Source organism: Microbacterium aurugineum (genome assembly GCF_023101205.1).
GTDB classification, from domain to species: Bacteria; Actinomycetota; Actinomycetes; order Actinomycetales; family Microbacteriaceae; genus Microbacterium; species Microbacterium aurugineum.
Genome location: NZ_CP078078.1, coordinates 2622341 through 2646588, shown reverse-complemented (window position 1 = coordinate 2646588; position 24248 = coordinate 2622341). Strand labels below are relative to the sequence as shown.

27 protein-coding genes are annotated in these 24248 nt (G+C 69.0%); 9 read left to right on the top strand and 18 right to left on the bottom strand.

Annotation, left to right across the window (positions count from 1 at the left end; all coding sequences use genetic code 11):
• Positions 1 to 115 precede the first annotated feature (115 nt).
• Positions 116 to 1714, top strand: coding sequence for a sensor histidine kinase (locus KV397_RS12720; protein ID WP_261811416.1), 1599 nt, complete (start codon positions 116 to 118; stop codon positions 1712 to 1714).
• Positions 1711 to 2865 carry a hypothetical protein gene (locus KV397_RS12715; protein ID WP_261811415.1) on the top strand — a complete coding sequence of 385 codons (1155 nt, stop codon included), beginning with the start codon at positions 1711 to 1713 and terminating at the stop codon, positions 2863 to 2865. Before KV397_RS12720 ends, KV397_RS12715 begins: the two co-directional genes overlap by 4 nt.
• Here the strand turns inward: KV397_RS12715 and csrA are convergent.
• From csrA to KV397_RS12650, 13 genes are all read right to left on the bottom strand, one after another.
• The gene (gene csrA / locus KV397_RS12710; protein WP_047524777.1) at positions 2862 to 3113 is read right to left on the bottom strand and encodes a carbon storage regulator CsrA; all 252 of its coding nucleotides are present in this window, start codon (positions 3111 to 3113) and stop codon (positions 2862 to 2864) included. The genes KV397_RS12715 and csrA overlap by 4 nt on opposite strands.
• A gap of 4 nt (positions 3114 to 3117) precedes the next feature.
• The gene (locus tag KV397_RS12705) at positions 3118 to 5184 is read right to left on the bottom strand and encodes a flagellar biosynthesis protein FlhA (RefSeq protein ID WP_261811414.1); all 2067 of its coding nucleotides are present in this window, start codon (positions 5182 to 5184) and stop codon (positions 3118 to 3120) included.
• On the bottom strand, positions 5181 to 6272 hold the full coding sequence (locus tag KV397_RS12700) for an EscU/YscU/HrcU family type III secretion system export apparatus switch protein (protein ID WP_131491834.1): 1092 nt from the start codon (positions 6270 to 6272) through the stop codon (positions 5181 to 5183). The genes KV397_RS12705 and KV397_RS12700 overlap by 4 nt, the downstream gene beginning before the upstream one ends.
• Positions 6269 to 7030 (bottom strand): flagellar biosynthetic protein FliR, encoded by a 762-nt coding sequence (locus tag KV397_RS12695; protein WP_047524783.1) that lies wholly within the window; start codon positions 7028 to 7030, stop codon positions 6269 to 6271. The genes KV397_RS12700 and KV397_RS12695 overlap by 4 nt, the downstream gene beginning before the upstream one ends.
• 4 nt (positions 7031 to 7034) lie before the next feature.
• Complete coding sequence (fliQ, locus tag KV397_RS12690; protein WP_047524786.1) at positions 7035 to 7307, bottom strand: flagellar biosynthesis protein FliQ; 273 nt, start codon at positions 7305 to 7307, stop codon at positions 7035 to 7037.
• A complete protein-coding gene (gene fliP, locus KV397_RS12685) occupies positions 7304 to 8119 on the bottom strand; it encodes a flagellar type III secretion system pore protein FliP (protein WP_047524788.1) in 816 nt (271 codons plus the stop codon). Before fliP ends, fliQ begins: the two co-directional genes overlap by 4 nt.
• The gene (fliO, locus tag KV397_RS12680) at positions 8116 to 8589 is read right to left on the bottom strand and encodes a flagellar biosynthetic protein FliO (RefSeq protein ID WP_261812675.1); all 474 of its coding nucleotides are present in this window, start codon (positions 8587 to 8589) and stop codon (positions 8116 to 8118) included. The genes fliP and fliO overlap by 4 nt, the downstream gene beginning before the upstream one ends.
• A 23-nt stretch (positions 8590 to 8612) precedes the next feature.
• On the bottom strand, positions 8613 to 9272 hold the full coding sequence (gene fliN, locus KV397_RS12675; RefSeq protein WP_047524792.1) for a flagellar motor switch protein FliN: 660 nt from the start codon (positions 9270 to 9272) through the stop codon (positions 8613 to 8615).
• Complete coding sequence (locus KV397_RS12670; protein WP_134353120.1) at positions 9269 to 10201, bottom strand: flagellar motor switch protein FliM; 933 nt, start codon at positions 10199 to 10201, stop codon at positions 9269 to 9271. The genes fliN and KV397_RS12670 overlap by 4 nt, the downstream gene beginning before the upstream one ends.
• A 48-nt stretch (positions 10202 to 10249) precedes the next feature.
• The gene (locus KV397_RS12665; RefSeq protein ID WP_261811413.1) at positions 10250 to 11059 is read right to left on the bottom strand and encodes an OmpA/MotB family protein; all 810 of its coding nucleotides are present in this window, start codon (positions 11057 to 11059) and stop codon (positions 10250 to 10252) included.
• Positions 11056 to 11868, bottom strand: a complete 813-nt coding sequence (locus KV397_RS12660) for a motility protein A (RefSeq protein ID WP_131491838.1) — start codon at positions 11866 to 11868, stop codon at positions 11056 to 11058. Before KV397_RS12660 ends, KV397_RS12665 begins: the two co-directional genes overlap by 4 nt.
• Positions 11868 to 12119: a flagellar FlbD family protein gene (locus tag KV397_RS12655; protein ID WP_134353121.1), complete on the bottom strand. Its 252-nt coding sequence runs from the start codon at positions 12117 to 12119 to the stop codon at positions 11868 to 11870. The genes KV397_RS12660 and KV397_RS12655 overlap by 1 nt, the downstream gene beginning before the upstream one ends.
• Before the next feature lie 140 nt (positions 12120 to 12259).
• Positions 12260 to 12601 carry an ArsR/SmtB family transcription factor gene (locus KV397_RS12650; protein ID WP_261811412.1) on the bottom strand — a complete coding sequence of 114 codons (342 nt, stop codon included), beginning with the start codon at positions 12599 to 12601 and terminating at the stop codon, positions 12260 to 12262.
• 84 nt (positions 12602 to 12685) lie between these two features.
• On the opposite strand from KV397_RS12650, the gene KV397_RS12645 reads away from it, so the two are divergent.
• On the top strand, positions 12686 to 14023 hold the full coding sequence (locus KV397_RS12645) for an FAD-dependent oxidoreductase (protein ID WP_261811411.1): 1338 nt from the start codon (positions 12686 to 12688) through the stop codon (positions 14021 to 14023).
• On the opposite strand, the gene KV397_RS12640 is transcribed toward KV397_RS12645, so the two are convergent.
• From KV397_RS12640 to KV397_RS12630, 3 genes are read right to left on the bottom strand one after another with little or no spacing between them, the layout of a single operon-like run.
• A complete protein-coding gene (locus KV397_RS12640; protein ID WP_261811410.1) occupies positions 13974 to 14774 on the bottom strand; it encodes an ABC transporter permease in 801 nt (266 codons plus the stop codon). The genes KV397_RS12645 and KV397_RS12640 overlap by 50 nt on opposite strands.
• Positions 14767 to 15705 (bottom strand): ABC transporter ATP-binding protein, encoded by a 939-nt coding sequence (locus tag KV397_RS12635; protein WP_261811409.1) that lies wholly within the window; start codon positions 15703 to 15705, stop codon positions 14767 to 14769. The genes KV397_RS12640 and KV397_RS12635 overlap by 8 nt, the downstream gene beginning before the upstream one ends.
• A 50-nt stretch (positions 15706 to 15755) precedes the next feature.
• The gene (locus KV397_RS12630) at positions 15756 to 16445 is read right to left on the bottom strand and encodes a TetR family transcriptional regulator (protein ID WP_261811408.1); all 690 of its coding nucleotides are present in this window, start codon (positions 16443 to 16445) and stop codon (positions 15756 to 15758) included.
• 80 nt (positions 16446 to 16525) lie between these two features.
• Between KV397_RS12630 and KV397_RS12625 the strand changes: the two genes are divergently transcribed.
• From KV397_RS12625 to KV397_RS12615, 3 genes are read left to right on the top strand one after another with little or no spacing between them, the layout of a single operon-like run.
• The gene (locus tag KV397_RS12625; protein ID WP_261811407.1) at positions 16526 to 17083 is read left to right on the top strand and encodes a TetR/AcrR family transcriptional regulator; all 558 of its coding nucleotides are present in this window, start codon (positions 16526 to 16528) and stop codon (positions 17081 to 17083) included.
• Positions 17080 to 17844 carry an ABC transporter ATP-binding protein gene (locus tag KV397_RS12620; protein WP_261811406.1) on the top strand — a complete coding sequence of 255 codons (765 nt, stop codon included), beginning with the start codon at positions 17080 to 17082 and terminating at the stop codon, positions 17842 to 17844. The genes KV397_RS12625 and KV397_RS12620 overlap by 4 nt, the downstream gene beginning before the upstream one ends.
• Positions 17841 to 18608, top strand: a complete 768-nt coding sequence (locus KV397_RS12615) for an ABC transporter permease (protein ID WP_261811405.1) — start codon at positions 17841 to 17843, stop codon at positions 18606 to 18608. Before KV397_RS12620 ends, KV397_RS12615 begins: the two co-directional genes overlap by 4 nt.
• 19 nt (positions 18609 to 18627) lie before the next feature.
• On the opposite strand, the gene nhaA is transcribed toward KV397_RS12615, so the two are convergent.
• Positions 18628 to 19926: a Na+/H+ antiporter NhaA gene (gene nhaA / locus KV397_RS12610; protein WP_131491846.1), complete on the bottom strand. Its 1299-nt coding sequence runs from the start codon at positions 19924 to 19926 to the stop codon at positions 18628 to 18630.
• 218 nt (positions 19927 to 20144) lie between these two features.
• Here nhaA and KV397_RS12605 point away from each other — a divergent pair, with 218 nt between their 5' ends.
• A complete protein-coding gene (locus KV397_RS12605; protein ID WP_227992026.1) occupies positions 20145 to 21530 on the top strand; it encodes a TrkH family potassium uptake protein in 1386 nt (461 codons plus the stop codon).
• 127 nt (positions 21531 to 21657) lie between these two features.
• Entirely contained in the window at positions 21658 to 22143 is a 486-nt protein-coding gene (locus tag KV397_RS12600) for a hypothetical protein (RefSeq protein ID WP_134353132.1), read from the top strand.
• On the opposite strand, the gene KV397_RS12595 is transcribed toward KV397_RS12600, so the two are convergent.
• Positions 22136 to 22540: a MerR family transcriptional regulator gene (locus KV397_RS12595; RefSeq protein WP_407665265.1), complete on the bottom strand. Its 405-nt coding sequence runs from the start codon at positions 22538 to 22540 to the stop codon at positions 22136 to 22138. The two genes, KV397_RS12600 and KV397_RS12595, sit on opposite strands and share 8 nt — an antisense overlap.
• Positions 22541 to 22704: 164 nt before the next feature.
• Here KV397_RS12595 and KV397_RS12590 point away from each other — a divergent pair, with 164 nt between their 5' ends.
• The gene (locus KV397_RS12590; RefSeq protein ID WP_256535950.1) at positions 22705 to 24228 is read left to right on the top strand and encodes a SulP family inorganic anion transporter; all 1524 of its coding nucleotides are present in this window, start codon (positions 22705 to 22707) and stop codon (positions 24226 to 24228) included.
• Positions 24229 to 24248 lie beyond the last annotated feature (20 nt).

Below are 24248 nucleotides of genomic sequence, written 5' to 3'. Positions count from 1 at the left end.
CAGTATCGGCCCCACTCAGAATGCTAGGGGTGCACGGCCGCCTGAAGAGCGGGCTCGACGGATCTTTGAGTAATCTTGCGGGAAACCTGAGCTTCGAGCGGAAAGGCGAGCGTCGATGATCCGCACCGTGTCGATCTGGCGCTGGCAACTGGTCTTCACCGGCAGTGTGGTCGCGATCGTCGTGATGGTCACGGCCTTCAAACCAGAGACTTTCGCCAACACCTTGGTCGTCGCGGGGGCCGTGCTCGTCCTCGTCACCAGCGTGCTCACGCTGGCCGTGCCGTGGCACCGTCTGCCGCGCTCCGCCGCCGCCGTCGTGCCACTCCTGGATGCGCTCGCGATCGGCTTCACCACCAATGCGCCGGGCCTCCGCCTGGGGTTCCTGTGGGTCTTCCCCATCGTCTGGCTGGCCACGTACTTCACCCTGCCGTGGGTGTTCGGCGGCATCGTCTTCATCAGCGCCACCCTCGTGCTCTTCGCCGAGCAGAGCGGCTCGCCGGCGGACATCCTGCTGCGACTCCTCACGCTCGTCATCACCCTGGGGTTCCTCGGCGTGACGGTGCGGATCGGTGCGCAGCGCTCTCGGGCGGCGCGGCGGCTTCTGCAACGTCGTTCCGAGCAGGTCAATCGTGCCGCGGTGCGAGCGGAGGCGAATCAGCGGCGGGTGATCCAGATCGTCGACGCTCTGAGCGTCGCCCTCGTCGTCGTCACGGCGGGAGGGCGCATCCTGCAGATGAACGACGCGTACCGTGCGCTCTACGGCCGCGACCGCTTCGGCGCGGAGCTCTCCACGGCCGCCGTCGAGTATGACGCCCGACGGGGCGTCGCGCTGCCCCCCTCCCGCACCTGCCTCGCCCGCGCCGCCGGCGGAGAGAAACTCGATGCCGAGCGCGTATGGCTGTTCGATGGCGCGGGACAATGGCGGGCCCTCGAGGTGAGCACGCAGCCGATGGCCAGCGCCGGCGAGGGCGAGGCGATCACGCTGGTCGTGATCGACGACGTGACCGCGCGGCTCGAGGTCGACGAGGAACGCCGGGCCTTCAACGCCATGATCTCGCACGAGTTGCGCAACCCCCTCACCGCGATCGTCGGCCACGTGGACCTGCTCCGTGAGCGCGAAGACCTGCCGGGGCGGGTGCCTGCACAGCTCGAGATCATCGCGAACGCGGGTGAGCGCATGCACGACCTGGTCACGAGCATCCTCCGGCAGACGAGTCACACCGCCCAGGATCCTTTCGAATCCGTGGATCTGCGTGAGGTCGTCGAATCGGCGGCGGCATCGTACGCTCCCGTCATCTCGAGCAACAGGCAGACGCTGCGGGTCGAAGGCGCCGAGAGCCTGGTCATCTCGGGCGACGCCTTCCGGCTGCGGCAGGTCGTCGACAACCTGCTCAGCAACGCCGCGAAGTACACCCCCGCGGGCGGACACATCGGTATCGACCTCGACACGATGGCGGGCGACCAGGCGGTGGTCACGATCATCGACGACGGATTCGGCATGGCGGCAGACGACGTCGCTCGCGTGTTCGAGCCCTACTTCCGCACCGACAGCGCCGTGCGCGCCGGCATCGGCGGCACCGGCCTCGGGATGGGCATCGTGCGGGAGATCGTCGCCGCGCATGAAGGCAGTATCGACATCGCCAGTGAGGTCGGTGTCGGCACCCGCGTGACTCTGCGCTTCCCGCAGCGTCGAGTGATGGAGGCTCAGGTATGACCCCGCTCGTTCCCGTCAACGTCGACATCACGACCAGCATGGTCGCGGTCGTCACGGTGCTCACCGCGCTGGTGATCGGTCTGGGCACCCTCGCGCGCCCGAGCAGGGCGACCGTCACGTGGGGGGCGGCCTTCGGTCTGGGGATGCTCGGCGCCTACCTCTGGCTCGCGGGGCAGCAGATGACCGAGACCAGGGCTCTGCTCGCCGCCGCCTCGGCCCTGCTGCTGTGCTTCGAGCCGTTGGTGTGGATCGGTCTGCGGATGCACTTCGGCCGCCGCGACCGCTGGTGGCCGGTGATTGCCTTCCTCGTCATCGCGCCGACGCTGCTGGTGACGACGGCGGACAACCCGTGGTATCTGCCGTCGTTCCACCTCGTCTTCCTGGGCAGCGCCGTCTTCGGCGGTCTCGTGGCCTACGAGTTGCTCCGTGATCGCCCGGCCGCGAGGGACATCGTGCTCCCGCTGGTGCTCGCCTCCTGTGGACTGGTCGTGGTCGCGGTCGTGAGCGCCGTGTCCGCCCTGCTGTCGGGCGGGGCGGCGGTCGGAGCGCAACTGAGCGCGCTGCGCGGCATGAACGCCGTCGGAACCGTGGTGGTGAGCACCTGTGCCGCGTTCACCCTCGTCCTGATGGTGCGGGTGGAGTCGAAGAAGAGCGATGTCGGGGATTTCGTGGAGCGTGCGCGTCGTCGGCTCCGCAAGGCCGAAGCGCAGAACGACCTCCCGTGGTCGGTGCTCGACATCCGACTCGACGACCCCGCCGATCTCCGAGAGGCATCGACGGGTTCGGCGTTCGCGGCCATCGTCGATCGGTTCCACCAGGACATCCAGGAGGCCCTGCCCGCATCGGCCGACGCCGACCGGGTGGAGGACGGTCGGGCGATCGTCGTGATCCGCGGGGGTGACGAGTCGGTCCGCCACCATCTGCGGGAGATCCTGACCCGGATCTCGGTGATCGACAGGGAGACGACGATGACCGGGATCCGGTCGTCGGCGAGCATCGGCTGGGCGACGGCTTCGGTCGTCGGATTCGACTTCGACCTGCTCGTCGCCACGGCGGAGCAGGCGGCCAGCCGAGCGCGGGCCGCGGGAGGCGACCAGTGGAAGCGGGCGGACGCCGCGGATCTGGCGCGGGTCGTGACCCCCGTCGACTAGGAGTCTCGGGACTCCCGGCCCCGGGCGAGGGCAGCGGCGATCGCGCCCTCCGCATCGGCGCCGGTCTCGGCCGCGGCCGACACGTTCTCGGCGACGACCGCCTCGATGATCTCGGTGCGCTGGATGCGGGTCTCGCGCGGGGCCTTCACGCCGATGCGCACGCTGTCGCCCTTGATCTCGAGCAGCGTGATCTCGATGTCGCCGTCGATGCGCACGCTCTCACCGATCCGCCTCGTCAAAACCAGCATTCGTTCAGCCTACTGCCGCCGAGACGGCTCCGACCGCGGGCGAGGGCGCGGGGGCATCTCGGACGACGCCGACGGTCTCGATCGTGAGCGCGGCGGAGGTCGCCTCGGTGTACGAGAGCACCGGCAGCCCGTCGGTCTGTGCGGACACGAGCCGACGCACCGCCGGACGCAGCGACGGGGCACACACCAGGACCGGTTCGCCCCCCTCGCGCACCGAGGTGACCGCCTGCTTCACCGACTCCACGACGGCCTCCATCCGCTGCGGGTCGAACACGATCTGAGTGCCCTCGTCGCTCGTACGCAGGCTCTCGAGCATCGCCTGCTCGAGAAGCGGATTGATCATCACCACCCGTAGGACGCCGCCATCCGCGAACCGCGCCGCGATCGCCGGGCCGAGAGCAGCCCGTGCGGCTTCGATCAGGCCCTCCGGATCGGTGGCGACCCTCGCCCGCAGCGCGAGTGCTTCGTAGATGCGGCTGAGGTCGTTGATCGGGACCCGCTCGGCGAGGAGTCCCTGGAGCACGCGCTGCACCTCGGCGAGCGACAGCAATGCCGGGGTGAGCTCCTCGACCGCGGCGGGGGAGGCCTGTTTGAGCGCGTCCGTGAGCTGGCGCACGTCTTCCCGGCTGAGCAGCCGCGCGGCGTGGGCGTGGATCACGCTGGAGAGGTGCGTGATGATCACGCTCGCCCTGTCGACCACGGTCGCTCCGGAGAACTCGGCGCTGTGGCGCATCTCGAGGGGGATCCACTTGCCCTCGAGCCCGAACACCGGGTCGAGCGTCGCGGCGCCGGGGAGGGACTCCAGGCCCTGCCCGAGCGCGAGGACGGAGCCGGCCGGAGCGGTGCCCCTCCCGGTCTCGACCCCGGCGATGCGGATGACATAGGTGGACTGGGGCAGCTCGATGCTGTCCCGGGTGCGCACCGGCGGCGCGATGAGTCCCAGATCGAGGGCGATCCGCCGTCGCAGTGCCTTCACGCGCGCGAGGAGGTCATCGGGTCCTCCGGTGACCAGATCGACGATGTCGGGGGAGAGCAGGATCTCGAGCGGGTGCACGCGCATCTTCTCGATCAGCTCCTCCGGCTGATCCGCGGGGGCCGGCGTCGTCGTCTGCGCGGCGATGGCTTCGTCACGCTTCTGCGTCGCCTTGATGCGCTGCGCGATCAGCAGCAGAAGAGCGCCGATCGCCACGAACGGCAGCATCGGCATGTGCGGGATGAGCGACATGATGATCGCGGCGCAACCGGCGATGATGAGCGCATTGCGGGACTGACCGAGCTGTGCGGACGCGGCGCTGCCCATCTCGGCTTCCGCCGTCGAACGGGTCACGATCATGCCGGTGGACACCGCCATCAGCAGCGCCGGGATCTGCGTGACGAGTCCGTCGCCGATGGTGAGGAGGCTGTACGTGCTCACGGCCCCGTCGATCGTCATGCCGTGCTGGACGATCCCGATCGCGATGCCGCCGACCACGTTGATGATGATGATGACGAGTCCGGCGATCGCGTCGCCCTTGACGAACTTGGAGGCACCGTCCATGGCGCCGTAGAAGTCGGCCTCGGCGGCGACCTCGGCGCGACGCTCCCGGGCTTCCGCGTCGGTGATGAGTCCCGCATTGAGGTCGGCGTCGATCGCCATCTGCTTGCCGGGCATGGCGTCGAGGGTGAACCTCGCCCCGACCTCCGCGACGCGCTCCGCGCCCTTGGTCACCACCACGAACTGGATGACGACGAGGATCAGGAAGACGACGGCGCCGATGATGAGCGAGCCGCCGACGGCGATCGCACCGAACGCCTCGATGACCTGTCCGGCGTAGGCCTCCCCGAGCACCAGACGCGTGGAGGCGACGTTGAGACCCAGCCGGAACAGCGTCGCCACGAGCAGCAGCGAGGGGAACACCGAGAAGTCGAGGGGCTTCTTCACGAACATCGACGTGAGCAGGATCACGAGCGCGAACATGATGTTCAGGATGATCAGGATGTCGAGCAGGAACGGTGGCACCGGGACGACGAGCAGCATGATGATGCCGACGACGCCGACGGGCACCATGAGCTTGAGGAAGAGCTGTCTCATACGGTCCTCCGATAGGGAAGGGAATGGATGCCGCGCGCGGCCCCGCGCCGCCGCAGGGCGTCGACGAACACGAGTACGCGGGCGACGGCGTTGTACAGGTCCTCGGGGATCTCCTGGCCCAGTTCGCATGCGGCGTGCAGGGCACGAGCGAGCGAGACCTCACGTACCATCGGGACACCGGTCCGTGTCGCTTCCTCGCGAATGCGCTCCGCGACGACGCCGCTGCCCTTCGCGACGACCTTGGGTGCGGCGCGTCCGACCTCGTATCGGAGCGCGACGGCGATGTGCGTGGGATTGACGAGGACCACGTCGGATCCCGCGACCGCGGAGATCATGCGGTTGCGGCTGATGGCCAGCTGTCGGGAACGCCGCTGCTGACGGATCAGGGGGTCGCCCTCGGAGTTCTTGTTCTCGTCGCGCACCTCACGCTTGGTCATGCGGGTGTGCTTGCGGTTGCGTCGCATCACGACGAACATGTCGATCGCGGCCAGTACCAGTCCGACGGCGATGGCGGTCTGCAGGAGGGCGGCCGTCCCCTCGCTCGCGGTGCCGAGCAGCCGCGAGATCGAGTGTGCGCCGCTGGCGGTCAGCACGGGCATCAGGCTCGCGATCACGAACCACAGCGCGATGCCGATGGCCGCGGTCTTCAGGAGCGCCTTGGCGCCCTCCCAGAGGGCCTGCATGCCGAAGACGCGGCGGATCCCGGTGACGACGTTGAACTGCTCGAAGCGTCCGGTCAGCGGCTTCAGGTGCACCCCGCCCTGGATCACCGCACCGATCAGCGTGACGATCGCGACCGCGGCCAGCATCACGGCGAGCGTGGGCAGCACGGAGGCGAGGCCGCGACCGAGGGCGGTGAGTGCCGCTTCCGGCGTCGGAGCGTCGACCAGCGAGGTCAGCGTGAGCAGCTGCTCGGTGCCGGCCGATGCCCCGAGGGCGATGGCAGCGGGCATGGTGACGGCCGCGGCGCCGATGCCCAGCCACGCGGTGAGATCCTGGCTACGCGACAGCCGCCCCTTCTTGCGGGCTTCGCGCAGGTGCTTGTCGGTCGCCTTCTCACTGCGCTCGCCGCTGTCTGTGCCGCTCATTCCTGCACCCCCTGCATCATCTTGAGGGCCTGCACGGCGAGGGCGTCCACAATGCCGGGGAGGACCGCGTAGACCGCTCCGGCCAGCAGGAGGGTCAGCAGGATCTTCACCGGGAAGCCCATCGCGAAGGCGTTGAGGGCCGGGGCCACACGCGTGATGAGGCCGAGCCCGACGTCGGCCAGGAAGAGCACGAGGACGAGCGGCCCGGCGATCTGCACGGCGGCCAGCACCATCTGCGAGACGCCGTCGACCAGCAGCTCCGCGGGACCGGACACCTCGAACACGCCGTCGAGCGGAACGGCGTCGAAACTGCGCGCGAGTCCCGCGAGGATCAACTGATAGCCCCCCGATGCGAACAGCAGCGTGAGCGCGGTCAGGTGGAAGAGGCGCGTGAACTGCGCGCCGTTCACGAGGGAGTGCGGGTCGAACGCCTGAGCGAGCTGGAACCCGCCGAACACGTCGATCAGGCTGCCGGCGGCCTGGAGTGCCGAGAAGCACAGCAGCACCAGGAAGCCCAGAAGCGCACCGGTGACCAGCTGCAGCACCAGGGCGCCCAGGAAGGGTCCGGTGTCGAGGTTCTCGTATCCGGGGGAGACGGCCGTGCCGACGGCGAGCGAGAGACCGATCGCGAGCATCGCCTTCACCCGCACCGGGATCGCGCCGTACGAGAAGGGCGGGGCGATCATGATGAACGCGGTGATGCGGACTGCGGCGAGCATCGTCGCCTCCAGCCACGCGAAGTCGATGGGGATGAACACCGCGTCATCCGCTCAGGAGCGAGGGGATGCGGGCGAACATCTCGGTGGTGAACGCGATCATCTCCGCGATCATCCAGTTCCCGGCGATCAGCAGGGCGATCCCGACCGCCACGATCTTCGGCACGAACGACAGCGTCACCTCCTGCACCTGGGTGATGGACTGCAGCAGCGAGATCGCGAAACCCACCACGAGGGCGGTGACCAGGACCGGAGCGGCGAGCTTCGCGGCGATGATCAGCCCCTGGGTGCCGATGTCGATCACGGCTTCGGGACTCATCCGACACCTCCATAGCTCTCCAGGAGGGCACGGATGATGAGCCCCCATCCGTCGACCAGGATGAACAGCAGGATCTTGAACGGCAGCGAGATCATGACGGGCGGCAGCATCATCATGCCCATCGACATGAGAGCCGCGGCGACCACGAGGTCGATCACCAGGAACGGCACGAAGATGACGAAGCCGATGATGAACGCGGCGCGCAGTTCGGAGATCATGAACGCCGGGATGAGCGTGTACATCGGCACGCTCGTCGGGTCCTCCGGGTTGGGCTGACCCGCCATCCGCGTCATGAGCGCGAGGTCCTCCTCGCGCGTGAACCGCAGCATCCACTCCTGCAGCGGCAGTTGGCCGACGTCGATGGCCTGGGCGAACGTGTACGTGCCGTCGATGTACGGCTGCACCGCGACGGTGTTGATCTCGGTCAGCACCGGCCACATGATGAACAGCGACAGGAACAGCGACAGTCCTGCCAGCACCTGGTTCGGGGGGATCGTGGGCAGGGACAGGGCGTTGCGTGTCATCGCGAGCACGACGAAGATCTTCGTGAACGACGACATCATCAACAGCAGCGCGGGCGCCACCGAGAGCAGGGTGATGCCGAGCAGCGTCAGGATCGAGCCCGAGGGGGAGCCGTCGACACCGTTGATGTCGATCGTGACGCCGTCGCCGGGATCGTCGGGGGTCACGGCCGCGTGTGCCGGGCTGCCGGTGGCCAGTGTCAGCACGAGCACCAGAGCGAAGGCGACGGCGAGGAGCAGCGCGACCCGTCGCAGCGCGCGGCCGTCGGCGGCCCCACCGGGCATGCTCATCGCGTGCGCCGGATGGCCTCGGCGGTCTGCCGCCAGGTTTCGGGGGAGAGGATGGAACCGCGCAGCGGATCGTTCCGGTGGCGCACGCGTCGCTGCGGCACCTGCGCCGCGACGGCGGAGGTCGTGTCCTCGGTGCGCGCGGTCGCGGCGAGGATGCGGTCGAACTCGGCCGCGTCGGAGGCCGCTTCGGACGTCGCGGCCGACCACACCGGTGTCGCCGGATCGTCGGGCAGGGCCGCGGGCTTGACGGGCAGACGGTCCACCACGTTGACGCCGTGTTCGGTGACGCCCAGCACGTAGCGGGCGTCTTCGGTCTGGACCACGACGATCTGCGCCTTCGGGCCCACTCCCTGGCGGCCCAGCACCGTGATGACCTCACCGTCGCGTCGCCGCGCGGCGGTGCGCGAGACCCGGCGCTGCAGGAACCAGAGCAGCCCGAGCACCGCTGCGAGGGAGAGCGCGACCCGCAGCGCGAGCAGGAGGTCGTCCAGGGTCAGGCCTCGACGTTCTCGAGGATGCGGGTGATCCGCACCGCATAGTCCTGGTCGACGACGACGACCTCACCGTGCGCGATGACCCGGCCGTTGAGCTTGACGTCGGCGGGTGCACCGGCGGAGCGGTCGAGTTCGACGATGCGTCCCGGCTCGAGGCCGAGCACGTCGCGCACGGCCATCCTGGTGCGGCCGATCTCGACCGTCAGCTCCATCTCGACGCCGGCGATGCGGTGCAACCGGCGGGAAGAGCTCGCGGTGCCGGCCGGCGCGCGCGTGACGATCACGGCGAGGCGTCCGATCGTCCGGTCGGTGTCGTCCTGCAGGTCGAAGAGCTGTGCGGCGGGGTCGGCGAACAGAGCGGAGGCGTCGCCGATCGTGGCGTCACCGAGGGCGCCGGCCCCCAGCGCGCTCGCTGCGGCTTCGAGGGCATCGCGCAGCCGATCGCTCAGAGGCGCACCGCCGAGGCCGTCGACCAGGGCATCGGGGTCGAACACCTGCACCGCCAGCTGCGCGCTGGCCTCGCCCACGAACGGGACGATCACGGCGTCGCCGGTGTCTCCCGACACCTGGGAGGCACGCGCGGAGGTCGCCGCGGCGGTCGGCAGCTTCGCCGCGAAAGCGGCGGCGACGGCGGACTCATAGGTGGTGGTGCTGGTCACGCGGGCTCCTCGGCGATGGCGGGATCGGGGATGGTGGTGGCGACGACGCAGGCCAGACGCGCCCCGGCGCTGCCCACGGCCGCGGTGGCGACGGTCTGATCGCCCACCGCGAGGATCATCGGTCGATCGGCGGAGTGCGGGAAGGAGACGATGTCTCCGACGGCGAGATCGAGCACCTCGCGGGGCAGCACGGCACGCGGGGCGAGCCGGAGCGCCACCTCGACGGGGGAAACCTCGACCTGACGGCGGACCAGGTCCGGCGCAGCCGAGCGATCCGCGTCCGAGGTGCGCACCGTGAAACCGGCGAGGACCGAGGCGGGCAGCATGACGCTCGCCGGGACCGCCCGACCGGCCAGTCGCATCGAGAACCGCGCGACGATCACCGGTTCCCCCGAGGCCGCGACCTGCGCGAACTGGGAGCTGTACTGGATGCCGCTCACCGTGATCCCGGCGGGCAGCAACCCGTCCAGGGCACCGGTGAGGTGATCGAGGGCATCGACGATCAGGGAGCGGATCAACGCCTGCTCGATCGGGGTGAAGGTGCGGTCTTCCGAGGCGCTGGACGAGCGTCCGCCGACCATCTGCACGATCCAGGTCGTGGCGGCGGAGGTCGGCAGCTGCACGATGAGGCGTTCGTCCGAGTCGGGCAGCGCGCACACGATCATGGTGGTCGTGGTCGGGAGCGACTGCGCGTACTCGCCGTACGTCAGCATGCCGACATGCTCGACGGCGATGGTGGCGCGGACGTGGATCTTCGCCGAGAGCTGGGTCGACCACTGCCGGGAGAACGTCTCGAAGGCCAGTTCCAGGGTGCGGGTGTGCTCGCGCGAAAGGGTCGCCGAACGGCCGAAGTCGTACACCTCGACTTCGGCGGTCTTCGTCGCCGTCGCTGCGCGCGCTTCGGAGCGCACGCTGTCCTGGATCACCACGAACCCGACTATCGGGCGGTGACCTGCGTGCGTTAGGAGAGGAGGGGGTCAGGAGGACGGCTGCGCCGCCTGCGCTTCGGGAAGGAGCGCACGCACCTCCTCGTTCGCATCGGACAGGACGACGATGTCGACCCGTCGGTTCTGGGCCAGAGCCTCGCTGCTGTTGCCGGCGGCGATCGGCCGCGTATCACCGAACCCGACCGACTTCAGGTGGCTCGGCGGCAGCCCCGACGACTCGACCAGGTGCCGCAGCACCTGGGTGGATCGTCCGGCCGACAGCTCCCAGTTGGTGGGGTAGGGAGCGACGGAACCACGCACGTCGGCATGACCCTCGACGGAGATCTCGTTCGGTGCGGTGACCAGCACCGAGCCGAGCGCGTCGAGGACCAGCACGGCGGTGGGGCTGAGTGCGGTGCTGTTCGTGGTGAAGAAGGTCTCCGCACTGACGAGACCGATCGTGAGCCCGCGCTCGTCGATCGTGAAGGTGACGTCGGCCTCGAGACCGTTGTCCGCGAGCACCCGCCGCAGCTTCTCCCGGAGAGCGGAGAGTTCGCTGAACTCGGTCTGTGCGGCGGCCAGGTCGAGATCGGCGAAGTCGTCGCCGTCTTCGTCGACCAGTTCCGGAGGGACCACGACACCCGTGACCGCATCCACGTCGTCCGATGGTTCCTGACCGAAGCCGGTCGCGAGGGAAGCGCTGAGGGCCTCGAACTTCTCCTGGTCGACGGTCGACATCGCGAACAGCACGATGAACATGCACATGAGCACGGTGACCATGTCGAGGTACGAGGCCATCCAGCGCTCGTCCGGTCCGCTGTGCTCCTCCTGCGGCACCCGACGGCGGGCGCGCACGCTCATGGGGCGGGCTCCGTCTCCTCCGCGGCGCGAGTGCGGGTGCGCGACCGGGCGGATCGCGCCGAGGGGCGTTCGGCGACGAGTGCACGCAGGCGTTCTCCGACGAACTGCGGCGGGGCGCCGGCCTGGATCGCGAGCATCCCCTCCATGAGCACGGTCATGCGTTCCAGCTCGAGTTCGCCGAGGCGCTGGAGCCGTCCGCCGATGGGGAGCCAGATGAAGTTCGCGGACAGCAGCCCCCACAGTGTCGCGACGAACGCGGCGGCGATCATCGGGCCGAGCGTGTCCGGCTTGTCGAGCTTCTCGAGCACGTGGGTCAGCGAGACGACGGTGCCGATGATGCCGACGGTCGGCGCGAAGCCACCGAGGGTCATGTAGAAGCGCGAGGCGGTGCGGTTGCGGGCGGCGGTCGAGGTGAGTTCGTCTTCCAGCAGGGTCCGCAGGTCTTCGGCATCCGTGCCGTCGGCGATGCTCTGCAGCGCCTGGCGGAGGAACGGGTCCTTCTCCTCGTCCAGACCCTGCTCGAGGGCGAGCAGACCTTCCGCGCGCGCCTTCTCGGCGTATCCGACGACCGTGTCGATCGTGCTCGCGGCGGTGCGGCGTTCCCCGCGGAACGCCCGGGGGAGGGACTTGAGTGCGTGCAAGGCGTCGCGCAGGGTGCCGCTCGCGAGGCCGACCGCGATGGTCGCGCCGAACACCAGCACCATCGGGGCCGGCAGCAGCAGGGAGCCGACGGTCGCGCCTTCGATGTTGATCATGGCGACCAGTGCGCCGAAGGCGAGGACCAGGCCGAGGATGAGGGACGGATCCATCAGAGGCCCGCCTCGGTGTCGGCGGCGATCGCGGGATTCTTCTCCTCCGCGGCGATCAGGGTGGCGGCGGTCGCGAGCACTCCGGCGCGGAACCGGGTGATCTGAGCGATCACGTCGTCCATCGTCTCGGTGACGACGAAGGTCGCGCCGTCGACCATGATGAGCGTCGTGTCCGGCGTGGCCTGGACACGTTCGATCAGGTCGGGATTCACCGCGAACCGCGAACGGTTCAGGCGCGTGAGGACGATCATGGGCTCCATCCTGGAAAGATCCGTCCGCGTTCCGGGGAACACGGACCCGACGGCCCGTCCTGGGCTGTCGGGGGTGACTGTCGGACGGAGGGAGCCGGTCGTTAGCCGCGAGGATCCGTGGCGTCTGCCGGTGTGCGCGCTCAGACGGCGCGAAGGGCGTCGGCCGCGGCCGCCATCACGTTCGTGTCGAGCGCGAAGTACGCCCACTTCCCCCGCTGTTCACGAGTGACCAGGCCGGCCTCCGTCAGGAGTTTCATGTGATGGGAGACCGTTCCCTGGGAGAGGCCCACGGGTTCGGTGAGGTCGCAGATGCAGGCTTCGCCGTCGGGTCCGGCGGCGATGAGGGACAGCAGTCGGACCCGCGTGGGATCGCCCAGTGCCTTGAAGACCCGCGCGATGCGCTCCGCGTCCTCGACGCTCACCGAAGGAGTGAGCGGAGGGACGCAGCACGAGGGCGCTTCGATCGTCGTCGGCAGGGTCACGAATCCATTGTGCCACGTATTGACAATCTTCGATAGATACGCGACAGTCGCCATATTGAAGATTTTCGATTTGAGGAGAGTGTGATGTCCGAGCTTCCCGTCGTCGTCATCGGAGCGGGCCCGCAGGGGCTCGCCGCCGCGGCGCATCTCGTCGAACGCGAGCAGGACGTGATCGTGGTCGAGCGCGGGCGCGGTCCTGCCGCCGCCGTCTCCGAATGGCGACACGTCCGCCTGTTCTCGGCGTGGCCGGAGCTCACGGATGCCGCCGCCCGTCGGCTGCTCGAGCCGACCGGGTGGACCGCGCCCGTCGCGGGATATCCCACCGGCGCGGAGTGGGTCAGCGCCTACCTCGCGCCTCTCGCAGAGGTCCTCGATGAGTGGATCCGCTACGAGACGACCGTCACCGGAGTCGCTCGGCAGGGCCGCGACAAGGTCGTGGACGGAGGGCGGCGGAGTCAGCCGTTCGTGGTGCACACCGTCGACGCCGACGGCCGGGAATCCCGCCTTCTTGCTCGTGCCGTCATCGACGCGAGCGGCACCTGGGCGCTTCCCAATCCGGCAGGCGCCGACGGCTTCCCCGCGATCGGGGAGTCCGCGTCGAGCCGACTGATCTCGTATCGCATCCCGGCGGAAGTCTCGGAGCTCGCGGGCGCGCATGTGGTCGTGGTGGGATCAGGGCACTCCGCCACGCACACCGTCCTCCGGTTGAGTGAGATGGCGCGACGGAACCCGGGCACGCGGGTGACGTGGGCGCTGCGCCGGGGGAGCACCGCGAACATCTTCGGAGGGGGCGCCGGAGACGATCTGCCGGAGCGGGCCGTGCTGGGCTCTCGTGCGCGCACGGTGATCGATGACGGGGCCGTGGATCTCGTCACCGGATTCCGTGTCGCCGAGTTCCGCCAGGAGGGGTCCGATCTGACGATCCTCGCCGAGGACGGGCGTGAGATCAGCGGGGTCGGACGCGTGTTCGCGCTCACCGGGTTCCGGCCCGATACGGAGATCCTCCGAGAAGTGCGGGTCGATCTCGATCCGGCGCTCGAGGCCGTCGCCGGCATCGCATCCGAGATCGACCCGAACATCCACTCCTGCGGGTCCGTGGGGGCGACCGGTGCGAGAGAGCTCACGCACCCGGAACCCGGGCTCTTCATCGTCGGGGCGAAGTCCTACGGCCGGGCGCCGACCTTCCTCGCGATGACCGGATACGAGCAGGTGCGCAGCGTCGTCGCCCATCTCGCGGGCGATCAGGAGGCGGCGGCTCGCAACGAACTGGTCCTCCCGGCCACCGGAGTGTGCGGGGGATCCGGTGATTTCGATGCTGCTGCGGGTGGGTGCTGTGCCGCTCCCTCCGTGCTGCAGATCGGCGCGTCACCACTCAGCCGATCACGTCACGTCGCTGCAGCGCCCAGGCGCTCCCCGCGATGAACGCGAGGCTCAGCGCCCACAGGGCGATCGCCCCGCTCGGGCTGAGCCCCTCGGCGAGCGGAGGCTGGTGGAAGGCCCAGGAGTAGGGCGAGATCGTGCGCAGCCATTCGACCGCCTCGACCTGGTTGGCGATGGCGTTGAAGGCGTATCCGGCGAGCGCGATGCCCGCACCCGCTGCCACCGCCCAGGAGCGGCGACCGACCAGCGCGCCGACGAACAGCGCGGTGCTCCCCGCCAGCGCGGTGAGCCCGACGAAGACGACCGTGGCATCGATGATGTGGATCGGCGTGATGTCGAGTGCGGCGGAGTCGTTGAGCAGCGCGACGACCGCCCCGGCGAAGACGCCCAACCAGGCGAGCCTGACCAGGATCGCGGCGGCGGACTCCAGTGCATACCGCACACGCCCGACCCCGTGGGCGAGATCGAGTTCGAGTCGGCCGGACTCCTCCGCGCCGGCGATGGCGCCCGCGCCCCAGGATGTGGCGGCGATGGTCAACAGCAGGAAGCCGATGAGCCCGTAGAACGTGCCCTGCGCGTATCCCGCACCGGTGCCGATCTGGTCGTAGCCGAGTGCTCCGACCAGCTCGGGCGGGAGGCTGTCGATGATCTGCTGCATCTGGCCGTTGCCGCCGATGCTGGGGAAGAGTGGCAGGTACATGAACAGCACGGCGGCGACGCCGATGGTCCAGCCCAGGGTCCCGCGCCAGTCCTCGCGGAGGGAGCGCCGGAAGACGGGGAGTGCATCACGCATCGCGACCACCTTCCTCCGACTGCGAGGGTTCGCCGTAGAGCCTCAGCACGGACTCCTCCAGGTCTGGTTCCTCGATCGCCAGGTCGATGACGCGGTGATGGGCGAGCACCTTCACCAATGGATCGATGTCGCCTTCGACGGTGGCGCTCACCCGCACGGTCTCGGCCGCGCCGCGCACCTCGAGATCCGTGACCTGCGGCAGCGCGCCGAGCTGTTCGCGGATCGTCGATTCGTCCGTCGCGAGGAGGCCGGCCCGCACTCGACGGACGGCCCCCAGCCGCAACGACGCCACGTCGCCTTCCGCGACGACCTTCCCCTGGCTGAGGACGGCGACGACATCGGCCGTCTGTTGGATCTCGCTGAGGACGTGTGAGCTCAGCAGCACGGTCTGGCCCCGATCCCTCGCGTCGGTGATGAGGTGGAGGAACTCGCGCTGCACGAGGGGATCGAGTCCGCTGGTCGGCTCGTCCAGCACCAGCAGCGGCGGCTCATGCATGAAGGCCTGGACGACACCGAGCTTCTGCTTGTTCCCCTTCGAGAGTGCGTGCACCGGGCGGCTCAGATCGAGGTCGAGTCGGTCCGCGAGCTCGCCGATCATGCCGGGCCTCACGGGTCCGGACACCTCGGCGTAGAAGTCCAGCATGCGCCGTCCGGTCGCTCGGCCGTCGAGTCGAAGTTCACCCGGGATGAACCCGATGCGCCGTCGAAGGGCAGGGCCTCCCCGGCGCGGGTCTTCTCCCAGGACCCGGATGGTCCCCTCGGTGGGGCGGATGATGTCGAGGATCATGCGCAGCGTCGTGGTCTTGCCTGCGCCGTTGGGGCCGATCAGGCCGAACACGGTGCCGGTCTCGATGCTCAGATCCAGGGAGTCGACGGCCGTGTGCCGGCCGTATCGCTTGCGGAGGCGGGTCAGTTCGATGGCAGGGGTCATTTCCCTGCTCCTTTCGGATGGGTGGAGAGGAATCGGGTTCGGGCTTCGCGTCAGCGCGGCGGATCCGGATCCTGATTCGGGTCGTTCTCTCCTTTGTCGGACCGAGGGCCGCTGCGTCTGGACAGTGCTTCCTTGGCGGCGACGAGCAGCCGGTCGTCGGCGTAGAGGCCGTGCGTGTACAGCTCCAGGACGGGGATCGTCGAGCGTTCCAGCAGGGAGGTCGTCAGCGTGGTCTCGCCGAAGGCGCGGGCGAGTTGGCGTCGCAGGATGACGGGGCCGAGGCCGTAGAGGGTCATGTACACGGCGGTCGCTTCGAGGTCGGATTGTGGGCGCATCGTCCCCTCGGCGATCTGCTCGCGCAGCATCTCCCTGGTGCGGGAGAGGAACGTATCGAAGAGCCGATCGGACGCGCCGGAGTCGTCGACGAGCATCCGAGCGAGGTAGTCCAGACCGGCGTTGCGCTCCTCCAGCGAGTCCAGGGCCCGGCGCATCAGCCGGGAGGCGTCGGCGCCGGTCATGCCGTCGCGCTCGGCGACGAACTCGTTCACGACGTGGGCGTCGCACACTTCCCTCAGCCCCTCCTTGCTGCCGAAGTGGTGGAGGATGAGCGCCGGGCTCACGCCGGCATCCTGCGCGATCTGTCGCACGCTCGTGCTCGCGAAACCCTGCTGGCCGAACCGCGATATCGCGGCGTCGCGAATGCGGGCGCGTGTCGTGAGATCCTCGGCTGCTGAACGCATAGTCAGGATGCTAAACGGTTGTTCAGTCACGCGCAAGAGGTGGTTGCATGCCAGTGGTGTTAGTGACTAACATCACTGGCATGGCCCGCACCCCCGCCACCGCCGAACGCCTGCGGGCGTCCGCCCTGCGATTGTTCTCCGCGCACGGTTTCGACGACGTCACGGTCGAGCAGATCGCTCGCGATGTCGGAGTGTCGCACATGACCTTCTTCCGGCACTTCCCGACGAAGGAGGACGCAATCCTCGACGATCCCTATGACCCGTTCATCGCGGAGGCGGTGGCGGCACAACCCGCCGAACTGCCCTCCGTGGAGCGGGTGCGAAGAGGCCTGTTGCGCGCGTGGGATTCCGTGCCGGCGGCGACCCCGGAGGAGACGCGCACCCGAGTGACGATCATCGCGGGTCACCCGCGGCTGCGTGCCAGGGCCTGGCAGAACACGCAGCAGACGGAATCCCTCATCGTCGAAGCCCTGACCGCTCGGGGGACGCCGAGACGCGAAGCGGTCGTCGCCGCGGGCGCCTGTCTGGGGGCGGTGATGGCGGCGCTTCTGGAGTGGGGGTCGGAAGCGTCCGATGCACCCCTCGGCCCGACGATCGTCGATGCGCTCGGCCTGCTCGCCACCGGGGCGAAGCCGTGACCGGGACGAGAGCGCTGCCGGTGATGATCGCCGCCCGGCAGGTGCACAAGCGGTACGGAGACGAGGTCGCGCTGCGCGGGGTGAGCCTCGACGTGCACGGCGGCAGCATCCACGCGCTCGTCGGCTTGAACGGGGCGGGAAAGACCACGCTCATGCGCTCGATGCTGGACATGATCCGCCTCGATGCCGGACGGGTGAGTATCCGGTGCGAGGACGACCTGGTCCCGGTGGAGAGGCTGCTGCGACCGGAATGGCGTCACGTCGGTCACATGATCGAGACGCCCTTCACCTACGCCGAACTCACGGTCACGGAGACGATCGTCGCTGCGGCCCGACTGCACGGGGTGTCGCGTGCGGATGCTCCGACGGCCGCGCAGGCCATGATCGATCAACTCGAACTCGGACATTGGGCGCATCGGAGAACGCACTCCCTGTCGCTGGGGAACAGGCAGCGCCTGGGGCTGGCCGGAGCGCTGGCACATCGACCCCGGCTGCTGATCCTCGATGAACCGGCCAACGGTCTCGACCCCGCAGGGGTGCACGTCGTCCGCAGGATGCTGCAGCAGGCCGCGGCGAGCGGTGCCGCGATCCTGATCTCGAGCCATCACCTCGACGAGATGGCCCGCATCGCCGACATCATCAGCGTGATGCACCGCGGGTCGCTCATCGGAACCCTCCCGCCACAGGGAATCGACATCGAACGGCAGTTCTTCGACATGGTCTCCGTCCATGACGGCGTCGACGGGGGAGGAGCAGGATGAGGGCTGCGCTCGCCGTGGAATGGATCAAGTTCCGCAGGGCGACGACGGTACGGGTCGCGACCGTCCTCATCACGCTCCTCGTTCCCGCGATGAGTGCGGGTTTCCTCGTCGTGGTGCGTTCCGACTCGGACGGCGCGCTCGCGATCAAGGCTGCGGCACTCCTCACCGATGTGGGGTGGACGGGCATCACCGGTTTCTCGGCGCAGATCATGTCGGTGGGCGCCCTGCTCGCGGTCGGCGTCGTCGTCGCCTGGGTGTTCGGACGGGAGTTCACCGATCGCACGTTCGGGGCGCTCTTCGCCGCTCCGACATCTCTCGGCGCCCTCGCTTCCGCCAAGATGCTCGTCACGATGGTGTGGGGCGTCCTCGTATCCTGTGTCGCCGCGACGCTCACCCTCGTGGCCGGCGCGCTGATCGGACTCGGTGTCCCCGACGCGGACGCCGCGGCCGGGGCGGGGCGGATCGCCGTCGTCGGAGCGCTCACCGTCGTGCTCACGCTGCCGCTGGCACTGGTCGCCAGCGCCGCCCGGGGCTATCTCCCCGCGATCTCCGCGCTGCTCGCCGTGGTCGTGATCACGCAGGTCGTTGTTGCTCTGGGCGCCGGGGCGTGGTTCCCGTATGCCGCTCCCGGCATGTGGTCCGGGTTGGGCGGCGCGAGTCTCGCCGAAGCGGTCACACCGCTCCAATTGCTCCTCGCGCTGCCGATCGGAGCAGCCTCGGCCGCCGCGACCTGGTGGTGGTGGCAGACGGCCGAGGCGCGGTGACGCCACGGGCTTCCGACGGTCAGGACTCAGCGTCCGCAGCGTCGAGTCGGCGGTAACGGCGGTTGCGGATGCCGAGCAGCACCGAGGCGGCGAGGGCCGCGACGACGGACGCCGTGAGGATGGCGACCTTGGCGTGGTCATGGTGCTCGCTGCCGGCGGCGAAGCTCAGCTCCGCGACCAGGAGGGAGACCGTGAACCCGATCCCGGCGAGAAGGCCGACACCGACGATGTCCATCCACCGCAAGGAGGGGTCGAGGTTGATGCGCCGGATCCTGGTGATGATCCAGGTCGCCGCCGTGATGCCGAGGGGCTTTCCGACCACGAGGGCCACGACGATCCCGACGACGACGGGGTCCGTGAAGGCCGAGACGAAACCTTCGCCTCCACCGATCGCGACGCCGGCGGAGAAGAACGCGAACACCGGTACCGCGAACCCTGCGGACAACGGACGGAAGCGGTGCTCGAACACCTCGGCGAGACCAGGACCCGAGTCGGGCCCTCGGTCGGCCTTCTTGTGGAGTACCGGGATGGTGAAGCCGAGCAGCACGCCCGCGATCGTCGCGTGGACGCCGGACGCGTGGACCAGTGCCCAGGCGACCAGGCCGATCGGCAGGAGGATGAGCCAGGCCGCAGTGGGGCGCAGGTGGAAGAAGTCGCGATACCGCTGGGCGATCACGCCGTAGACCGCGATCACGACCAGGGCGAGCACGAGGGGGAGGACCTCGATCGTCTCGGTGTAGAACAGCGCGATGATGCCGATCGCGATCAGGTCGTCGACCACCGCGAGGGTGAGCAGGAAGATCCGCAGCGCGCTCGGCAGGTGGGATCCGATGATGGCGAGCACGGCGACGGCGAACGCGATGTCGGTCGCCGTCGGGATCGCCCACCCGTGTGCGGCTTCCGGCGAGCCTGCCACCACGGCGAGGTAGATCACCGCGGGCACGATCACGCCGCCCACTGCAGCGACGATCGGAACCACAGCGGTGCTGAACCTGCGCAGATCGCCGGCCACGAACTCCCGCTTGAGCTCGAGACCGACGAGGAAGAAGAAGATCGCGAGCAGGCCGTCCGCGGCCCAGGCGCCGAGACTCAGACGCAGATGCCAGGGCTCGTATCCGATCTCGAAGTCGCGCAGGGCGAAGTACGACTCCGCCCAGGGCGAGTTCGCCCAGAGCAGCGCGATCGCGGCGAGCGACACGAGGAGGATGCCGCCGACGGTCTCCTTGCGCAGGATCTCGCCGATGCGGCGGGACTCGTCGCGGGAGGAGGAGGGGAAGACGGCGCGGACTTTGGCGAGTCGCGGGGAGGGCTTGACCATGCGGGAGCTTTCGGGTCGATGAGCGTGTGTTCGTCGACCAGGCTTCCCGACACTCCGCCTCCCAGCTTACCCGAACGGTGGAAGCCGGCGTGCGCACCCAGGAGCCTTCCCGGAGCGCGCAGCCCCGTGTCGCCACCCGTTTCCGCGTCCGACCGCTGCTGTACTGTGAATGGTCGGTGCGCCGGGAGTCGGCTCGGCGACCCGACAAGGAGCCCGTGGTGACCACCAGTCAGCCGAACGTCCGGACCGCGCGATTGTGGGCGCCGATCCGCTGGATCGCCGACTTCCCCCGTCGTTCGCCGGCTCGTGCGTCGATCGCGGTGTTCGTGCTCGCGGCGGTGCTCTTCACCGCGCTGTTGCGCCTGCCGTTCGCCGCGGCGGACGGTGTCGCCGCGCCGTGGGAGGATGCGACGTTCACCGCGTCGTCCGCCGTGACCGTGACGGGGCTGACCTCCGTCGACACCGGGACGTCCTGGTCGCTGTTCGGGCACATCGTGATCCTGCTCGCCATCCAGACCGGCGGGCTCGGCATCGTGACCGTCGCGCTGCTGCTCACCCAGGCCGTCACGCGCAGGCTGGGGCTGGGCGGACGCGTCTTCGCCCAGCAGGTGATGGGGGCGACGCCCCTGGGCGACGTCAAGCGGCTCCTCAAGATCGTCGTGCTGACCACGTTCATCATCGAGGGTGCGCTCTGCGCGCTGTTGCTGCCGGCGTTCATCGTCGAGGACGGCTGGGTGCGAGGCCCGTGGCACGCCCTGTTCTACAGCATCTCGGCCTTCAACAACGCCGGGTTCGTCCTCGATCCGGGCGGTCTCGCGGTCTACAGCCACAACGTCTGGATCATGGGGGTGCTCATGGTCGGCGTGATCGCGGGCAGCCTGGGATTCCCGGTGTACCTCGCCGTCATCGCTCATCTGTGGGGGCGCGGACGGTGGTCGCTGCACACCAAGCTGACCGTCACGACGACCCTCGTGCTCTTCCTGGTCGGCGCGGTCAGCTGGGGGGCGAGCGAGTGGAACAACGCCGCGACCATCGGCACCCTGAATCCGCTCGATCGGATCCTCCATGCGCTGTTCGCGTCGACGATGATGCGCTCCGGGGGGTTCGCGATCGTCGATACGGAGCAGTCCACCTCGACGACCCTCCTTCTCACGGACGCGCTCATGTTCGTCGGCGGCGGTTCGATCTCGACCGCCGGGGGTATCAAGGTCACCACGCTCGCCGTGCTGTTCCTCGCCATCGTCGCCGAGGCCCGAGGCACCAGGGACATCGCGATCTTCGAACGACGACTCCCCGAGAGCGTTCTCCGTGTCGCGATCTCCGTCACCTTCCTCGGGGCGTCCCTCGTCCTCGCGGGGACGGTGCTCCTCACCCTCACGAACAAGGCGCCGCTCGACCACATCCTGTTCGAGGTCATCTCCGCGTTCGCGACCTGTGGGCTCTCGGTCGGACTGTCCGCCGACCTCGACCCCTTCGGCAAGTTCGTCCTGTCCGCACTCATGCTCGCGGGACGAGTGGGCCCCATCGGTCTCGCCGCCGCCCTCGCCGTGCGACAGCGCACCGAGCACTTCACCTATCCCACCGACCGTCCGATCCTCGGGTAGTCGCCGACACGCCTGAGCGCGATGAGGCGTCCGATGCATCCGGCCTAGACTTCCGTGCAAGCCCGCAGGTCGGGCCGGAGAGCCGGGAAGCCTGGTCGGCACCACTCTTCGACGACCGGAAGACCTGATGCACACCACGATCGCGTACAGGGGCGACATCGCCGACGCCCATCCCTCGCCGTCCGCCGCGCCCGAGGTGACCGACGCGCGCTGTCTCGTGTGGTCGATCGACCTGACCGGCGTCGAACGCCGTCGCGAGGCGGGACGCCTGCTGCGTGCGGGGGCGGCCGAGGCGCTCGCGGCCAGCGGCGCGTACGGAGACCTGAGGCACCTCGTCCTCACCTATCGCGGCCCCGACGCGAGGCGCCGATCACTGCGCTTCACCGCTCGGGGTATCGCGCGGCGGCTGCACAGCGAGCTCGAACGAACGCGGGGGCGCTACGTCGACGTCGTCGTCATCGACCTGTCAGGGATCGATCGTCGCGGGCTGCTCGCGCAGCGCGTCGACGAGCTCGCGAGCACCGGCCGGGGGATCGTCGGGTACGCCGCCATCCCCTGGGAGGACCTGCGCGGCGAGAGCATCCGCGACACCTGCACGCGCGACGTCATCTAGCGGGGCGCGGCGGGCTCTCGGCCGCCGAGAACTGCGCGAGCTGGGCGAGGAATTCGTCCGCCATCCCCACCTGGCTCGCGAGGCGTTCGCGGCGGGCTGTCGCTTCCTGGCGAAGCGCGCTGAGCCGTTCCTGGAGATCTTCGCTGTCCGGCTCGTCGGCGAGGGCGTCGACCACGTCCAGGACCGCCCGCATCTCATCCAGCGTGTAGCCGAGCGGCTTCATCCGGCGGACGATCATGAGGCGGCCGACGTCTTTCGGGGTGTAGAGCCGGAAGCCGCCGTCCGTGCGGCCGGTCGGGGTCACCAGCCCGACATCCTCGTAGTGACGGAGGGTGCGGAAGGACAACGACGTCTGGTCGGCGACCTCGCCGATGCGCATCGTCTCTTCGTGCTCCACAGATCGGCGTCCTTTCCCTGACTCGACAGCAAACCTCACGTTACGTTAGAGTCTGCGTGCGCGCATTTCTGCGCATCCCCCATTCTTCCGTGCCGAGCTCCGTGGCGCATGCGCACGGTCCGTGCGCGCCCTCCGCTCCTTCGCAAGCCCTTCCAGGAGAGCACATGACTGCTGTCGTCCCCGCCCCGGAACGCCCGTCTCGCTACCGCATCGAACCCACCGTCATGCAGGCGCTGCGGAACCCGCGTCTGCTCACCCGTGAGGTCCTCGCCGGGCTCGTCGTGGCCCTCGCGCTGATCCCCGAGGCGATCGCCTTCTCGATCATCGCCGGGGTCGACCCCCGGGTCGGCCTCTTCTCCTCGTTCGTGATGGCCGTCGCGATCTCGTTCCTCGGCGGACGCCCCGCGATGATCACGGCGGCCACGGGGGCCGTCGCCCTGGTGATCGCGCCGGTCGCACGTGAGTACGGGATGGACTACTTCATCGCCACCGTGCTCCTCGGCGGAGTCATCCAGATCGGCCTCGCCCTGCTCGGCGTCGCCAAGCTCATGCGATTCATCCCCCGCTCCGTGATGGTGGGCTTCGTGAACGCGCTGGCGATCCTGATCTTCACCGCGCAGCTGCCCCAGCTCTGGGACGTGCCGTGGCTGGTGTATCCCCTCGTCGCCGTGGGCCTCGCCATCCTGTTCCTCATGCCGCGCATCACCAAGGTCGTGCCGGCCCCGCTGGTCACGATCGTGCTGCTCACGGGCGCCGTCGTCGTGTTCGGGTGGACCGTGCCGAACGTGGGGGATCAGGGCGAGCTTCCCCAGAGCCTGCCCGAGCTGTTCATCCCGAACGTCCCCTTCACCCTCGAAACGCTCGGGATCATCGGCCCGTTCGCTCTCGCCATGGCGGCGGTCGGCCTGCTCGAGACGCTCATGACCGCCAAGCTGGTCGACGACATCACGGACACCCACTCGCGCAAGACCCGTGAAGCCTGGGGCCTGGGCGTCGCGAACGTGCTCTCCGGAGCCTTCGGCGGGATGGGCGGATGCGCCATGATCGGCCAGACCATGATCAATGTGAAGGCGTCCGGTGCGCGCACGCGCATCTCGACGTTCCTCGCCGGTGTCTTCCTGCTCATCCTCGTGCTCGCACTCGGCGACGTGGTGGCGGTGATCCCGATGGCGGCCCTCGTCGCTGTGATGATCCTCGTCTCGATCTCGACCTTCGACTGGCACAGCATCCGCCCGTCGACGCTGCGCCGCATGCCGAAGAGCGAGACCGCGGTCATGGTGATCACCGTCGCCGCGACCGTCTGGACCCACAACCTCGCGATCGGTGTCGTCCTCGGAGTGCTCACGGCGATGATCATGTTCGCCCGGCGGGTTGCGCACTTCGTCACGGTCACCCGTACCGTCGCCCCGTCGGAGTCGGGAGACATCGCGCACTACGAGGTCGTCGGGGAGCTGTTCTTCGCCTCGAGCAACGACCTCACGACTCAGTTCGAGTATGCGGACGACCCCGAGCACGTGGTCATCGACATGACGCGCTCACACATCTGGGACGCTTCGACGGTGGCTGCGCTCGACGCGGTGGCCACGAAGTACGAGCGTCTCGGGAAGACGGCCAGCATCCAGGGTCTCAACGACACCGCAGCAGCGTTCCGTCGCCGTCTGAGCGGGAACCTCGGCGCCGGGCACTGAGCAGGGGCGCCCCCTATCCG

What these genes read in the sequence shown, in the direction of transcription:
- KV397_RS12720 (WP_261811416.1), top strand. Translation starts at nt 116, where the DNA reads ATGATCCGCACCGTGTCGATCTGGCGCTGGCAACTGGTCTTCACCGGC.
- KV397_RS12715 (WP_261811415.1), top strand. Translation starts at nt 1,711, where the DNA reads ATGACCCCGCTCGTTCCCGTCAACGTCGACATCACGACCAGCATGGTC.
- csrA (WP_047524777.1), bottom strand. Translation starts at nt 3,113, where the DNA reads ATGCTGGTTTTGACGAGGCGGATCGGTGAGAGCGTGCGCATCGACGGC.
- KV397_RS12705 (WP_261811414.1), bottom strand. Translation starts at nt 5,184, where the DNA reads ATGAGACAGCTCTTCCTCAAGCTCATGGTGCCCGTCGGCGTCGTCGGC.
- KV397_RS12700 (WP_131491834.1), bottom strand. Translation starts at nt 6,272, where the DNA reads ATGAGCGGCACAGACAGCGGCGAGCGCAGTGAGAAGGCGACCGACAAG.
- fliQ (WP_047524786.1), bottom strand. Translation starts at nt 7,307, where the DNA reads ATGAGTCCCGAAGCCGTGATCGACATCGGCACCCAGGGGCTGATCATC.
- fliP (WP_047524788.1), bottom strand. Translation starts at nt 8,119, where the DNA reads ATGAGCATGCCCGGTGGGGCCGCCGACGGCCGCGCGCTGCGACGGGTC.
- KV397_RS12665 (WP_261811413.1), bottom strand. Translation starts at nt 11,059, where the DNA reads ATGAGCGTGCGCGCCCGCCGTCGGGTGCCGCAGGAGGAGCACAGCGGA.
- KV397_RS12660 (WP_131491838.1), bottom strand. Translation starts at nt 11,868, where the DNA reads ATGGATCCGTCCCTCATCCTCGGCCTGGTCCTCGCCTTCGGCGCACTG.
- KV397_RS12655 (WP_134353121.1), bottom strand. Translation starts at nt 12,119, where the DNA reads ATGATCGTCCTCACGCGCCTGAACCGTTCGCGGTTCGCGGTGAATCCC.
- KV397_RS12645 (WP_261811411.1), top strand. Translation starts at nt 12,686, where the DNA reads ATGTCCGAGCTTCCCGTCGTCGTCATCGGAGCGGGCCCGCAGGGGCTC.
- KV397_RS12640 (WP_261811410.1), bottom strand. Translation starts at nt 14,774, where the DNA reads ATGCGTGATGCACTCCCCGTCTTCCGGCGCTCCCTCCGCGAGGACTGG.
- KV397_RS12635 (WP_261811409.1), bottom strand. Translation starts at nt 15,705, where the DNA reads ATGACCCCTGCCATCGAACTGACCCGCCTCCGCAAGCGATACGGCCGG.
- KV397_RS12630 (WP_261811408.1), bottom strand. Translation starts at nt 16,445, where the DNA reads ATGCGTTCAGCAGCCGAGGATCTCACGACACGCGCCCGCATTCGCGAC.
- KV397_RS12625 (WP_261811407.1), top strand. Translation starts at nt 16,526, where the DNA reads ATGGCCCGCACCCCCGCCACCGCCGAACGCCTGCGGGCGTCCGCCCTG.
- KV397_RS12615 (WP_261811405.1), top strand. Translation starts at nt 17,841, where the DNA reads ATGAGGGCTGCGCTCGCCGTGGAATGGATCAAGTTCCGCAGGGCGACG.
- nhaA (WP_131491846.1), bottom strand. Translation starts at nt 19,926, where the DNA reads ATGGTCAAGCCCTCCCCGCGACTCGCCAAAGTCCGCGCCGTCTTCCCC.
- KV397_RS12600 (WP_134353132.1), top strand. Translation starts at nt 21,658, where the DNA reads ATGCACACCACGATCGCGTACAGGGGCGACATCGCCGACGCCCATCCC.
- KV397_RS12590 (WP_256535950.1), top strand. Translation starts at nt 22,705, where the DNA reads ATGACTGCTGTCGTCCCCGCCCCGGAACGCCCGTCTCGCTACCGCATC.